Source organism: Celeribacter baekdonensis, assembly GCF_003047105.1.
In the GTDB taxonomy this organism is placed as follows: Bacteria; Pseudomonadota; Alphaproteobacteria; order Rhodobacterales; family Rhodobacteraceae; genus Celeribacter; species Celeribacter baekdonensis_B.
This window is the reverse complement of the sequence record NZ_CP028475.1, coordinates 2552850-2567343: the sequence shown is the minus strand read 5'-3', so window position 1 is coordinate 2567343 and position 14494 is coordinate 2552850. Positions and strand designations below refer to the sequence as shown.

General features: G+C 58.7%; 8 protein-coding genes, 2 tRNA genes and 1 pseudogene. 4 read left to right on the top strand and 7 right to left on the bottom strand.

The genetic code is table 11. The features are described from left to right. Window positions 1–7: 7 nt before the first annotated feature. The 4 genes and pseudogenes from petA to dapF all read right to left on the bottom strand — a co-directional run bounded on the left by petA (window position 8) and on the right by dapF (window position 3526). On the bottom strand, window positions 8–571 hold the full coding sequence (petA, locus tag DA792_RS16260; protein WP_107721120.1) for a ubiquinol-cytochrome c reductase iron-sulfur subunit: 564 nt from the start codon (window positions 569–571) through the stop codon (window positions 8–10). Between the two features lie 221 nt (window positions 572–792). Next, window positions 793–1419 (bottom strand): glutathione S-transferase, encoded by a 627-nt coding sequence (locus tag DA792_RS16255; RefSeq protein ID WP_107721118.1) that lies wholly within the window; start codon window positions 1417–1419, stop codon window positions 793–795. Window positions 1420–1431: 12 nt separating this feature from the next. Next, window positions 1432–2693 (bottom strand): annotated as a pseudogene (gene mtaB, locus DA792_RS16250) (tRNA (N(6)-L-threonylcarbamoyladenosine(37)-C(2))-methylthiotransferase MtaB). After that, window positions 2693–3526: a diaminopimelate epimerase gene (gene dapF / locus DA792_RS16245; RefSeq protein ID WP_107721117.1), complete on the bottom strand. Its 834-nt coding sequence runs from the start codon at window positions 3524–3526 to the stop codon at window positions 2693–2695. Before dapF ends, mtaB begins: the two are co-directional and overlap by 1 nt. 113 nt (window positions 3527–3639) lie before the next feature. On the opposite strand from dapF, the gene DA792_RS16240 reads away from it, so the two are divergent. The 3 genes from DA792_RS16240 (at window position 3640) to DA792_RS22295 (ending at window position 5089) form a co-directional block, all read left to right on the top strand. Then, a tRNA-Lys gene (locus DA792_RS16240) sits at window positions 3640–3715 on the top strand. Window positions 3716–4280: 565 nt separating this feature from the next. Next, window positions 4281–4424: a TetR/AcrR family transcriptional regulator gene (locus DA792_RS16235; RefSeq protein WP_254679290.1), complete on the top strand. Its 144-nt coding sequence runs from the start codon at window positions 4281–4283 to the stop codon at window positions 4422–4424. A gap of 479 nt (window positions 4425–4903) precedes the next feature. After that, window positions 4904–5089: a hypothetical protein gene (locus tag DA792_RS22295; protein ID WP_159075299.1), complete on the top strand. Its 186-nt coding sequence runs from the start codon at window positions 4904–4906 to the stop codon at window positions 5087–5089. 183 nt (window positions 5090–5272) lie between these two features. On the opposite strand, the gene pbpC is transcribed toward DA792_RS22295, so the two are convergent. From pbpC to DA792_RS16215, 3 genes are all read right to left on the bottom strand, one after another. After that, on the bottom strand, window positions 5273–7342 hold the full coding sequence (gene pbpC, locus DA792_RS16225; RefSeq protein WP_107721113.1) for a penicillin-binding protein 1C: 2070 nt from the start codon (window positions 7340–7342) through the stop codon (window positions 5273–5275). Between the two features lie 24 nt (window positions 7343–7366). After that, window positions 7367–12814, bottom strand: a complete 5448-nt coding sequence (locus DA792_RS16220; RefSeq protein WP_107721110.1) for an alpha-2-macroglobulin family protein — start codon at window positions 12812–12814, stop codon at window positions 7367–7369. A 149-nt stretch (window positions 12815–12963) separates the two neighbouring features. Beyond that, window positions 12964–13040, bottom strand: a tRNA-Arg gene (locus DA792_RS16215). 352 nt (window positions 13041–13392) lie between these two features. On the opposite strand from DA792_RS16215, the gene DA792_RS16210 reads away from it, so the two are divergent. Continuing rightward, the gene (locus DA792_RS16210) at window positions 13393–14451 is read left to right on the top strand and encodes a LacI family DNA-binding transcriptional regulator (protein ID WP_107721109.1); all 1059 of its coding nucleotides are present in this window, start codon (window positions 13393–13395) and stop codon (window positions 14449–14451) included. The last annotated feature ends 43 nt before the right edge of the window (window positions 14452–14494 follow it).

Below are 14494 nucleotides of genomic sequence, written 5' to 3'. Positions count from 1 at the left end.
TCCTCCCTCAGCCCAGAACGATTTCAGTGTCGCCATCAAAGGCAGCGACTGGAACGGGCAGGTTGCGCGGCGCCGGTCCTTTGCGGATACGACCAGCGGTGTCATAATGCGACCCGTGACAGGGGCAGAACCAACCACCAAAGTCACCAGCGCCATCACCCAGAGGCACACAGCCAAGGTGGGTACATACGCCCATCATCACCAACCATTCGCCCGCTTCATCGAGCGTACGGTTTTGGTCAGCGGCTGTTGCGTCAGCCGCGATGTTGGCGTTTTCGGCGTTGGGATCAACAAGATCGCTCAGTTCAACTGCGCGGCCCATGTCGATTTCCTCTTGGGTGCGGCGGCGGATAAACACCGGCTTGCCGCGCCATTTGACGGTCAACTGTGTGCCGACGTCGACGCCGCTGATGTCAACGCGGATCGACGACAGCGCCTGAACGTCAGCAGAGGGGTTCATTTGATTGACCAGCGGCCAGACGGCGGCGCCTGCGGCGACTGCACCTGCGCCACCAGTGGCGTAGTACAGGAAATCGCGGCGGGTGCCTTCGTGTTCTTCTACATGGGACACGAGCAAATCTCCATTGTCTCAAGCCGGGTCCGTCCGGCGAATGCATGAGAGGCCGCAATTCGATGCAGCCCTTCCGGGCCGCTTTTAGCGAGGCGATGCGCTCACGTCCAGCATACAATGGGGCGCAGGGACGCGCGATCTGTCGCGGTGTGGCGTAAGGGGAACGACATTTTGGGTTTCGCGCGATCTGTGACCGCTAACGAAACTGAAAATGCCCTAACTTAAGGAAAAACCACCGGAATCGCTAAGGTTTCCCATTTGGGAGACTTCACCATGATGGCCGCAAAGCGATCCGAGGACAGAAAACGTTCAAGCCATCCGCGCACCCCCGGCCAGTCCTGCACATCGAACCAGGCGCGATCTACATTTGCGTATTGCCGCACGAAGGTGATCGTCGCCAGATCAGCAAAGCTCGGCTGGTCTCCGTAGAGCCATGGGGTGTTTTGGAGTTGTGCCTCTATGCGCTGCAAAATCTGTGCCGCTGTGTCGCGTTCTGCCATCGGGTCAGCGCCCGCATAGCGGGTGGCGTATTTGTAACGATCCAAAGCGGATTTGAACGGGCCTTCGACCGCTGCGATCCAATCCTGAGCCTGCGGCGGCATATCCAAAAGCCCCTCAGGGTCATTTTGTGCCAAGGCCCAGTCCATAATGTCGCGGCTTTCGTCAATCACTTGATCGCCAACGATCAATACGGGCACGGTGCCTTTGGGCGAGGCGGCCAACATCTCTTGCGGCTTGTCGCGCAACAGGATCTCGCGCAGTTCGACCTCAATTCCGGCACTTAAAATCGCCAAACGTGCGCGCATCGCATAGGGGCAGCGGCGAAAGGAGTACAGGATCGGCCTCATGTTCGCATGTCCCTAGGCTAAGAGTTGCGTGCCTTTGAGGCCCAGTATTTTGGCTCTGACAATCGCGCCTTCGGTCTGCGGCGTGTCGAAGGTGACTTCGGTGAATTGTTCGGTCCGCCCCATGTGCGGGTTTTCCATGAGAATGATGTGCTCTCGCCCAACCTGCGCCTCAAGGTGGCGTTGCACTTGAACATCTCCGGCCTCCCGCAACCGTGCAGCGCGGGCTTTGATGACAGTGCCATTCACCTGATTGGGAATCTTTGCGGCGGGCGTGCCTTCGCGTTTGGAATAGGGAAAGACATGCAGCCAAGTGAGGTCGCATTCGTGTACCAGATTCAGCGAATTCTCAAAATGCGCGTCAGATTCGGTTGGAAACCCGGCGATAATATCGGCGCCAAAGGTCATATCCGGGCGCAGTTTGCGGGCCTCTTCGCAAAACCGGATCGCATCGTCGCGTAAATGACGGCGGGCCATACGTTTGAGGATCAGGTCATCGCCATGCTGAAGCGACAGGTGCAAATGCGGCATCAAACGCGGTTCTGTCGCGATCGCTTGCATCAACATGTCATCGGCTTCGATCGAATCAATCGAACTGATCCGCAGGCGTGGGAGATCCGGCACCAATTTTAAAATCCGCATCACCAGATCGCCCAAGTGCGGTTTCGCAGGCAAATCCGCCCCCAAGAGGTTAGATCGACCCCGGTCAGCACGACCTCATTGTAGCCTTTGTCCACCAGCCGCTTGATCTGATCGACCACGACGCCTGCGGGCACAGAGCGGGAATTGCCGCGGCCATAGGGGATGATGCAAAAGGTGCAGCGGTGATCGCAGCCATTTTGCACCTGAACATAAGCGCGCGAGCGGGTGCCGAACCCGTCAATCAAATGTCCGGCGGTTTCCGTCACCGACATGATGTCATCGACCTGAACGCGTTCCGTTTGGCCGATGAAATCCGGGCCCATGCGGGACCAGGTTTCAGGTTGCATCTTTTCCGTGTTGCCGATGACCAAATCGACCTCGGCCATTTTGGTAAAGGTCTCTGGCTCAGTCTGGGCGGCACAGCCCGTGACGATGATTTTGGCCTCGGGATTGTCGCGTCTGAGTTTGCGGATCTCTTGCCGGGCTTTGCGCACGGCTTCTGCGGTCACGGCACAGGTGTTGACCACCACGGCGTTTTCAACCCCGGCCTTGGCGGCAAGGTCTTTCATCGCTTCGGTTTCATAGGCATTAAGGCGACAGCCGAGTGTCGCAAAGATCGGTGGGCTGGTGGACATCAGATGCGCTCCAGAAAGGAGGCATCAAATTCTGCTTTGAACACCAATTGTGTCGGTCCGGTCATCCAAACGCCATCCTTACGCCAATCGAGCGTCAGCCAGCCACCATCGACCTCCATCCGCACCTTTTTATCGGTGAGACCACGCAGGTTGGCGGCAACAGCCGTGGCACAGGCACCCGACCCACAGGCCAGCGTGATTCCCGTGCCGCGCTCCCAGACCCGCATCCTGATCTCATCACGCGCGCGTATTTCGGCAAATTCCACATTGGTGCGTTGCGGGAACAGCGGGTCGAATTCGACCTTGCGGCCCCATCCGGCGACATCGGTTTCCTCGGCACTCTTTACAAAGAACACCGCATGGGGGTTGCCCATACCAACAGCAACAGGATCGCCATTGAGTGGCAGATGCTCCACATCCACAGGGCGAGATAGTGGCACCTCATCCCACATCAATTGCGGATGCCCCATGTTGACTGACACCTCATCGCCCGCACGCTGGGCAATCAAAATCCCGCGTTCGGTGCGAATCGTCACCTCGTCTTTGCCGGTTTCATCCAAAATCAACCGCCCGACACAGCGCGTGGCATTGCCGCAGGCACCCGCGCGCGAGCCGTCCGAATTCCAGAAGTCGAGATCAATATCCGCCGTGTCTGACGATCTGATCTCTGCCAACTGGTCAAATCCCACGCCTCGGTTGCGGTCGCCAATGGCGCGCGCAAGCTCTGGTGTGACCACAGCAGTGCGGCCCCGAGAATCAAAGATCACGAAGTCATTGCCAAGCCCGTGCATTTTCAAAAAGGGGAGGCGGGAAGGGGGGTGCTCATGTTGCATGTGCGGGCATATAAACCTTGTTCGAACCTTTTCCAAGAAAATCTCTGATTTCTGCTTGACGCCCCCGCGCTGCAACTGTAGTTCCCCCGGCACAGCCGAGAGGCAAAGAGAGTGGGCCGGTAGCTCAGTTGGTAGAGCAACTGACTTTTAATCAGTAGGTCTCGGGTTCGGATCCCGACCGGCTCACCACTCCTTCCATTGTAAGACGACACTAAGTTTGTCTCTTAATGATAGGAATTTGGTGTTTTCGACATTGGGATTGTCGCTTCAAGCTCAAGCTGAAGCGTTCTGAACCAAAAGCCGATTCAAATTTGCAAACGCTTTGCACAACTGTCCCTACCGCTCAGGGTCATGCACCATGAGTGCTGCCGTTAGCTGTGAAAGCTCGACTTGTTGCATAGCCTTGAAGGCTTCAGGGACGCGTGGGTTCGTTGCAGCTGCATAATCCAATCAGTTGCGATCGGCAGCACAACAGACGAAGCCGTCATATCCTACACGAGGCTCGAGGGTCCGCTCTAATATCTTGGTCATGGCTCTGCGCGGCATACTGCCGAACAAAGTGCATCAGATAGCGGTGAAGAGTAGATATGAATCAGTATACCAAACCTGAGGCAGCGGCCGATTTCGCGCAAGTGGTCTACTTTTGCGCCGCCCTTTGGTAGGTTTTTACTCCGCCGTTGACACGCCGACGGCCTCGACCACCCCGGCCAAGTCATGGCCGAGGATCAGTGGCATCTTGTAGGGCAGGATCGTCGTGGCTACCTCGGAGCTGTTTCGCGAGCGCGGGTTCGGTGGGGTTGGCGTCGCCGAAGTGATGGAGCGCGCTGGGCTGACGCATGGCGGGTTCTATAATCACTTCACCTCCAAGAATGCGTTGATCGCAGAGGCCTCAGTGTAGGGCTTTGAACAAACGATCTGGCGCGTTGCAGGGTATAGCGCTGAGGGCTTTCTGGAGGCGCTGGAGCGCAGCATTGCGGTGCCATGAGGCTGCCGCCCCAGATAACCGCGCCGGGGTTGTCAACATTCTCGCTTTAGAAAAGGATTTGGTGTTTCAATATATACAGGTTCGCGTTTGGTCGCAGTCTTTGAAGTGTCACGGCTTTTGGGCTTTTGCGTGCCATTGGTCCGAGCACATCCCTTTCCGCAACCGAACTGCCATCCACATCTGTTCGTAAAACTGAGGGGGGGGGCTGTGCACTTACATTTCAAAAAAAGGCGCGGTATCTGCCGGTTCAAAGGCCGTTTTTTAGCCATTCAGGATTCACCATGCAACGTTCATTCGTCCTCGCGGGATTGCTCCTCACCCTCTGCACTCGTCCAATATCAGCAGCGTGCATCATAGAGGCAAATGATGATCTTGTCGCAAGTGGAGCATTCGTGACCGACCAAACGTCGGGCCTTGTCTGGCAAAGATGCGCCATCGGCATGGAATGGGCTGCAAATGAAAGCCGTTGTATCGGCGAACCTGAAGGACTGGATCTGAACGCGGCTTACGACGACGCAGCCAATGCCGGAGACGGGTGGCGGATCCCGACTGGTGCAGAGCTTGAGACCTTGCTGTAATGTTTTACTATTTCGAGTTTATGCATGGCTATGTCGATATGCATTCCCCCGGATTTACCCTCTCGGCGCTTCTGGTCCGGGATCAATAGGCTCAGTGAGCCAAATTCGGAGACGCAAAACCAAGTGTCTAAACGCGCCAATTTGATGTCGAACGGTATCATTTTCTTCGCACTCATGTCCTCGCTAAGGCAGGGCTGTAAACCCGATCTGGACGCGATCGGATCGGCCTTGGGCATCAATCACGGAGAGGGTCGCAAATCCCGGACCCGGTGAGGGCAGCGACAGTTCCCGCCGGCGCGCACCCGTTACAACGGGCTGGCCGTCGAGGAGGATGGCAAAGGGTGGCACCCCATCGCGCAAGCGCAACGTCACAGGCTGACCATCCAGCAAAAGCATGGCCCCATTGGGCGGAAAGGTCAGCTTGGGCGCATCCGCCTCAGGCGCGAACAGTGCGCCACGCCCACGAAACCGTTGCAAAGGCGGTGGCAGAGCGGCATTTTCGACCAAAAGCACCTCAGGAGGCGGGGGTGGCAAAGGGACGGTGTCTGGGGCAATGCGTTGAAACACTTCAAACACCAACGGAGCGGCGACACTGGCCCCAAAGGCGCCCGGCACAGGTGTCCCATCTGGCCGCCCCAACCACACGCCGACAACATATCGTCCGTCAAAGCCAAGCGCCCAAGTGTCGCGATTGCCATAGGATGTACCTGTCTTATAGGCAATGCGTCCGGGAGGCTCACCGCCGGGCGGCAACAGACCCGCAAGGATATGGCCCACCTGCCACGCACTGGATTGGCTGACCACGTCGCGGCCCGGTTCGGGGCTTTGATCGGCCAAATAGGTCAGAGGCAATGCCCGGCCACCTCGTGCCAAAGTCCCGTAAATCTCCATAAGCCCTTCAAGCGTCATGCCAACGCCGCCAAGCGCCACCGCCAACCCCGGAGCCTCACCATTGGGCAAGGCCGTTTCTGCGCCGCACTGGCGCATGGCGGCAATGAGGCGGGCCGGGCCAAGGGCGTCTGTCAGCGTCACGGCGGGAATGTTTAAAGATAGGCGTAACGCTTCCGCGACCCGGACCTCGCCGCGATAGGTTCCATCGAAATTCTGCGGCGCATAGCGACCAAAGGCCGTAGGCCGATCGGCGATCAAGGTCTCTGGATGGGCCAAACCCTGATCAAAGGCCAGCGCATAGATCAATGGTTTGAGGGTCGAGCCGGGTGAGCGCAACGCGCGGGTCATATCGACAAAGCCAGCGGGGCGGTCCCAGCCGCCCGAGCCAACAGAGGCCAGAACCGCGCCTGTGTGATAGTCGGCAACCATGATCGCCACCGAACTTTGCCGATCGCGTCCGATCAGAGATTGTGTCGCCAACCGTTCCAGATCGGACTGAAGCTTGGCCGCGATGGTCAGCCGTGTCATCGCTCGCTCTGGCGCGTCGCGGTGTAACCGGGCGGTCAGATGCGGGGCCAGTGCCGGAAAGTCGTGGCGTGTCTGCGGTAGGGCTTCGGTCATGGCCGTGCGCGCATCCTCGGCTGTGAGAAGGCCGGCCTCTACGAACCGGGCAAGTGCGGCCTGGCGGGCGGCAAGGGCGGTGTCTGGGTGGCGATCCGGGCGACGCCGTTCTGGTGCCTGTGGCAAAACGACAAGCAGCGCCGCTTCCGCAGGCGTCAGGCGCGTGGGTTCTTTGTCAAACCACATTCGCGCGGCGGCCCTCAACCCCTCGATGTTGCCGCCATAGGGTGCCAAAGTCATGTAGAGATTGAGGATTTCGTCTTTGCTCAGCCGCTGCTCTAAGGCCAGAGCAACTCGGATTTGACGCAGTTTTCCCGACCATGTCCCTGTGCCACTGTTTTCCAACAGCCGTGCGACCTGCATGGTCAGGGTTGAGCCGCCGGAGACAATGCGGCCATGACGCAAAGCTTGGCTGACAGCGCGCATTAGCGCGAGAGGGTCGACACCCGCGTGGGTGTAAAACCGTTTGTCCTCATAGGAAATGAGCATGGCAATCACGCGCGGATCAACATGCGCGGCATCGACGGCCAAACGCCAGCGCCCGTTCTCAACGGTAAAGGCCCGTAAAAGCGTGCCATCGGCTGCCAGCATTTCCGCAGAGGTCGCGGGGTTTAAGGAGGGCAGTTCGGTACGAGCCACCCAGTTGCGGCCCGCATCGCCGAAAATCGCCCCAGCATAAAAACCCACCGCGAGAAAGAAAATCCAGCGCGCATGCCCTCGCGTTTTCAATTGGGCTTTCATGCTGTCTGTGTCATTCGGCCATCCTCATTCGGTCACGATGAACCGACCGGAGGCGGTGTGCGCCATGTATTGCGGTCGGTACATATCCTCGACGGAAGCCGCCGGTTGATGATACGTGCCGGGGGTGATGGCGCGCACAACATAGGCCAATTGGAACCGCTTGGCATCGGTACGGTTCACTTGGGCCAAGAACCGATCGGAGCGGAATTCGGCATGCTCGACATAAGCCGTTTCAAGCCACTCCATATCCGACATATCTCCCGACGAAATCAGATGCGGGTTGTCGATTTCAAGCCCGGCAGGCAGTGGATCGTCGATCATCAGCCGCCCACCTTGGGCCTCTGATGGGGCGATGTCGAGCACCACGACAAGACGCGTACCCTGTGGCACAGCGCCGCTTACGGGTACCCCCTCAGGGGTATAATAGGTGCGTGTGATGGCAAAGCCATAGCCCGATGCCTGCACCGGACCAGAGGGCACACCAAAGGTGGTCAACGTCAGATCGGTGTCCGTGCTTGCTGTGTTGGTGAGTGTGATGGGACTCATCTCTGTCTGGTCCTCAAGCAAGCGCACAAAGGCACCGTTCACATTTGCACCATCGACCGAAAGCCCAGCGGTATTTGGATCAGACAGCACATCATGCGCGGCCAAAAGGCTCCATGTCATTTCCTGTGTTGAACGCCCTCGCTCTGGGTTGGATATCAGCCGGACAAGGGCATTGAGGTCCACCGCTGCGCTGCCCGCTTCTGCTGCGAGACTGATGATCCCGGCGGCATCGCGCAGGGTGCTGCCGTAGTCATCGCGCCACACGGCGGGCTCGGGGCGCGTGGCCTGTTGCGAGACCGTAGATGCCGCACGGGCAAAGAGACGGTCTGCACGTGGTTGATCGCCGTAATAGGCCAGTGCCGCGCCCAGTTGTGCTTGGGCAAGCGGGGTGGCGAAATCTGTGGATTTTTCATCCGCATAATAGCGCAGATCCCCGACCCGTGCCGCGCCTTCGCGTGCCAACACCATCAAAGCATAGGCCAAAGCCACGCCGCCGCCATTTCTATCGACCTCAAAATCAGAGGCGTAGGAGATTTGATTGCGCAGGTTGTCCATCGCGGCGCGAAAGGCGACGTCCGGCACCTCCACGCCCTGTGCACGGGCTCGTGACAGGAAATCACTGACATAGGCATCCAGCCAGAAATCGCCATTGCCTGGCTGCCAGAGACCAAAGGCGCCATTGCTGTCTTGTCGGGTCAAAATCCGACGCACGGCCTCCGCAAGACGCACATCAAGATCCGCCTCTTTGGCCATACCCATAGAGTGCGCGACCTCATCAAAATACAAAAGAGGGAGGGCGCGGCTGGTGAGTTGTTCGGTGCAGCCATAAGGATATAAATCCAAGCCCCGCAGCAGCCCCGGCACATCAAACCGAGCCAGAGGCCCAGCGGTGATCAGAGCTGATCCTGTGCCGGGACGGAAGGCGGTAAAGACGTCTTGGTTCAGGGTAAAGCTGCGGCCCGATTGCAACGCAAAGCGGCGGGTTTCGGAAATCTGCGGATCATTCACCCGCACCGGAACACGCAGGTCTTTGGTCAAAACCTTGCCAGCGGGGGTGGTCAGGGACACGGTCATTTCATAGTCGCCCGGCACGGTGGCAGAGACCGGAACGCGCAAGGACAGTTTGCTCTGCTCGTTGAGGGTGAGTGTTTCGGGAATGCCAGCGCCAAGGGTCAGCCCCGGAGCGGATACGGCCAAAGCCATGTCTCCAGCTGGGCCTTCTGTGTGCACAAATTCCAAAAGCATTTGCGCGGTGTCGCCGGGGGCGAGAAACGGCGGCAAACTTGCGGTGACCACCACCGGATCACGGACCAAAACGTCACGCTCTGCGGCACCAACGCCGGTGTCGCTCCATGCCACGGCCATCAGCCGCACGGTGCCGTTGAATGAAGGCATGTCAAAAGAGATCTGCGCGGTGCCATCGGCACCTATTTCGACAGGGCCACTGAAATAGGCGACGAGGTCTTCGGTCGGTGGTGGCGCTTCGCGTTGCATCCCGCCGGAGGCATCGCCCCCAGAGCGGATTTGCCCCGCTGCGCCGTTCATGCCGTCGATGAGGCGGCCATAGAGATCGCGGATTTCGACGCCAAGTCGGCGCTGGCCAAAGTAATGCGCAATAGGATCGGGGCTGTCAAAACCGGTGAGGTTGAGCACCCCAAGATCGACCGCCGCGAGGGTGACATAGGCGGTGCCTTCCGTGCCCTCGACATGGACCACGGTCGGCAGCGGTCCGCGGGGATCGACGGTGTCAGAGGCCTCGATCGAGACGGACAAGGCCCGCGCGCCGGGGTCGATTGCGGCATAGACCAGCCCAAGGGCGCGCGCCGGATTCAAACCGCCAGACACATCCATTGGCCGGATCGCTTGTACGGTCACGTAAGCCCCTGTGCCCCACGCTTTGGTCACAGGCACCGGGATCATGTTTTCGCCCTCACGCACCGTCACGGATTGCGTGGCGATCACGTGGTTCGACATCACCGCGATCAAAGCCGTGCCATCGTAGCGTGACATAAGCCGCAACTTTGCGGTGTCGCCGGGGGTGTAGCTGTCTCGGTCGAGCGACATTTCTAAGGTGTCAGGGCTGTCCGCGCCTGCGGGCACATACCAGCCCGCCGAAAACGCATAGGAAGACGCCGCATAGATCCCACCCACCTGCTCCACAACAAGCTCATATTCGCCCCAGTCGACAGGCGCCGACAGGGTGACGGGATCAGCGCCGGTCATCAGATCACCAGAGGCAACCGCTTTGCGTGTGGTGCTGACGTCCCAATCCCATGAGCCGTCGATCTGATACCATCTGTAATGGCGTTCGAGACGGTTCACCGTCCACCGCAGCGGCATGGGTGTCGCGGTCGCTTCCGTATCGAGGCCGATCACCGCAAAGCGAGCCTCATCGCCTTCACCCACAAGCCCATCAAATCCGGGGCGAATGCCGATCACCGGTCCAGAGAGCGCAAGCGGATGGGTGAGGCGGCGCTCAACGGGGCGTCCTGACCCTTCGGCGACGCGCGTGGTGATGGTGGCCATCAAAGGGTCCGTCATCTCTGCGCCGTTGGGAAGCTCAAGTGGCACGACGGCTCTGCCCTGAGCATCGGTTTTGAGACCATCGCCAAAGCTGCGGGTCACCGGGCTGGCGGCGTCGTCATAAAGACCAAAGAGAAATCCCGGCCATTCCTCCAGCCCGTTTGCTCTTGCCAGGCGCACAGTGCCCTCGACCGACAGGTCCGCGCCGGGTGCCCCAAAGAGATAGCGGGCGTCGACCGTCAGTGGCGGCGTGTCTCCGGCGCGGATAGGGCCATCGGGCAAGCTGAGGTCGAAATCAATGCGCTCGGGCAGGAAATCCTCGACCAAAAGCGAGGTGGAGGCCAGCGCCGGGGCCTCAAGATCGGAACGCAGGTCCAGCCGCCATGTGCCACGCGACACCGTCGTGCCCAAAGGCAGGTCAAACACATGTCCGCCCGCGCGGGCCGCTTTGGACAGTGTACGGCTATACTCGACCCCATCGGGTCGGGTCAGGATCGCCGTGAGCGGTAAATCCGAGATGGATTTGACCTCTGTGTCGCGCATCAAAGCGCTCACATGAACGGTTTCTCCGGGGCGATAGGCGTCGCGATCTGTGGCCAGAAACACGTCAATCGGTGGGGCAGGGGGCATCCCCTCAACACCGCGATCAGACAGGTCAAAGGCCGGATCAGTCAGTGATAGGAACACCATATCCTCGGCATCCGTACCCGTGTTGGCACGGGCGATGAGCATGGCGGGTGCGGTTCCATCCGTGCCACGCGTCAGCCCGGCGTCAAACATCGCATGTCCGTCTTGATCTGTGATCGCCGCGCCAAGCACGCGGTTGGAGCGAGAAATCAGATCGACCGCGACACCATCGCGCGGGGTGGCATTCCCCAAGCTACGGACATAGACATGCAACCCCTCTGTGCCGCTGAGACTTGTCAGGCCGAGATCAGACACCACAAACCACTGGGTTGCGCCGGTGCCATCATAGGGGTCAGCATCCGGTAAATCTGCACTCAGCACATAGATGCCGGGATCCAAATCGGCCAGAGGCCCCGCAAGCGGCAGGCGCGTGAGCATGGTTTTGTTAAGTGTGTTCTGAACCTCGCCCTGCCCGGACCAGACATCTTCGGCGTAGTCGCGAGAGAAATAGCGTTCTTCATAATAGGCCAGTGGGCGACCAAAATAATCTTCGCGGATAGCGGCAACAAGGTTGCGATCACTGATCCGGCGCAGGCGTAGGTCCAACTGGTCCACGTTCACGGTTTCCACCGGCAGACCGGCATCCGGTGTGCGCGGCAAAACATAGGTGCGACCGGGGAAACTGATCTCTGGTGCACGATCGCGGATATAGACATCGAGCGTCACATCACGCGCCAATTTTTCGCCGCTCTCTGAGGGCAAGCCTTTGCGAAAGGTCAGGGCATAGCGGGCACCATGTTCAACGCCTTCGATGCAGAGCGACCGATCCTCCGCCGTCACCGCAAGCGTCGCGTCCTCCAGACCGACATATGTGCCATAGTCAACGCCGGTGCGGACCAAATCTCGATTGAAAGCCACACAAATCTGAGGCAGCGCAATGTCGCTGTCCACTGTGTGATCTGTGATTTGAAACCCATAGAGGCGTTCGGCACGCTCCAAAAGGCGGGCACCTTCTGCGCTCGGAGCGAGGCTTTGCGCCAAACGCAGGGGCGGAAGTTGATCTTGACCCCGGTCCAGGACATCCAGCGCGCGCGCCAATGTCACAAGTGCTTCAGTGCGTTTGGCTCCGTCGGTTTGGCGCAGATAGGCATTGATCGCCGTTGGCATCATCGCCTCACGGAGGGTGTTGTTTTTGCGGTTCTTCTCTTCGCCAAGGTGTATCATGCGGGCGGCATAGACCTGCCACAGGTCGGGATCATCAGTGCGTGCCACTGCCCCTCCCAGCCAATCGAGGGCTGTGACCGTGTCACCCGCATCAAGCCGCGCAAAATAGGCGTCGAGCATCTCTTCGACCGACCAACTCCCGGCCAAGGTCGTCGCCCCAAGGCTCTGAGTTTGCCGACGTGCCGCCTCAAAATCGGATGCTGTCAGAAACTTGAGATCGTTGGACAAGGACCGCGCCAGATCGCGCGTGGCTGTCGGTATTGTAATCACCTCACCGGAAATGGCGCCGTCATAGGCTTTGCGCTCTGAGATCGTGGATTTTGGAAAACAGGCGCCGGAGCGGGCGTTGAACGTGAATGCTTTGCACTGGGCATCGTTGAGGCAGGTGCGCTCACAGCTTTCAAGGGTGGTGTCGAAAATGGATTGTAAATCAGCCCCATAAAAGTCGACATTTCGCGTGTTGATCAACCGCTTTTCGGGCAATGGGTCCTGTGAAAGCGCCGGAGTCGCAAGGCTGAGAAGGACAATAACAACACCAAAAAGACAACGCATAACGACTCTCCCACAAGAACATGAACCAAACTCTCACGCTGCTCCCCGCAGAGTCAACGCACCGCTTCATGACACTGCAATGCCGTCCTCTTTGGCAGAGCTGTTCTTGTGGGCGTTAGGCGGAGGGATTCTCCTCTTTACAGAGTTTTTGGTGACCCCGGCAGGATTCGAACCTGCAACCTGCCCCTTAGGAGGGGGCTGCTCTATCCAGTTGAGCCACGGGACCACACGCGCAGGTGTTTAGCGGGTGAGGGGTCTGTGACACAAGAGCCAAGCGTGGGTTTTGTGCTGGGCGGTGGTGGGGGCTGTATTGGCGGGGATGCTTGATCAGGAAAGTGAAAAAGGGGGAGCGAATTTGGCCCACCACTCCCCCTTTGAAATCCGAAACAGCACTGACAGTTAGAGAGCTTGCAGGGCATTCGGATTTTTTATGCCAGATTTCAGCAGCGCCTAAAAACGGATCGTGGTGAAACCGAGCAAACTTGTTAGCGTTAACATATACATGTTGCAACGCGTGGACAAGGGCGATTTATATTGTAGAGTGGTGGAAATTTAAAATTTTACAGGAGGCTAAGATTATGTCGCAGGGTTCAGGGAAAACACCTTCCAAGAGACCATTGACGTTGCGCGACGTGTCAGAGGCCTCCGGGGTGTCCGAGATGACCGTCAGTCGGGTGTTGCGCAACCGCGGCGATGTCTCCGAGGCCACCCGCGCCAAGGTTTTGGAAGCGGCGCGCGAGCTTGGCTATGTGCCCAACAAAATCGCTGGTGCTTTGGCGTCTTCTCGCGTGAACCTTGTTGCCGTGATCATCCCGTCGATGTCGAACATGGTGTTTCCTGAGGTGATGACTGGCATTTCGCAAATCTTGGATGACACCGAATTGCAGCCGGTTGTGGGCGTGACAAATTACAAACCCGAACGCGAAGAGACGGTTCTGTATCAAATGTTGTCTTGGCGGCCTTCGGGCGTGATCATTGCCGGGCTTGAACACACCGAAGCGGCGAAGGCGATGATGGGGGCCGCAGGCATCCCGATTGTCGAAATCATGGACACGGATGGTGAACCGATTGATTCCGCCGTGGGCATTTCGCACCGTCGCGCGGGTCGCAAAATGGCGCAGGCGATCATTGATGCCGGATACAAACGGATCGGGTTTCTGGGCACCAAAATGCCGCTCGATCACCGGGCGCGCAAACGGTTTGAAGGGTTTACCGAAACCTTGGCGAAAGCCGGGTTGGAAATCGCGGATAGCGAGTTTTATTCGGGCGGCTCGGCCTTGGCCAAAGGCCGTGAAATGACCGAGGCAATGTTGCAGCGGAACCAAGAAGAGCCTTTGGATTTTCTCTATTATTCCAATGATATGATCGGGGCCGGTGGGCTTTTGTATTGTCTCGACAACGGCATTGATGTGCCGGGCGAAATTGGGCTGGCGGGCTTCAACGGGATTGAGTTCCTCGACGGCTTGCCGCGCAAGCTGGCGACGATGGACGCCTGTCGGGTTGAGGTGGGGCGCGCAGCGGCGGAAATTATTGCAAAACGCGTCGACAATCCTGACGCGCCGGGTGGCGAAATCATCACGCTTGAGCCGTCTCTTGAGTTTGGTGACACGTTGAAACGCAAGAAAAAGCCACTTTAAACCCGTACGCGCCACACCATCCAGACTGGAAATGATGCTCCGA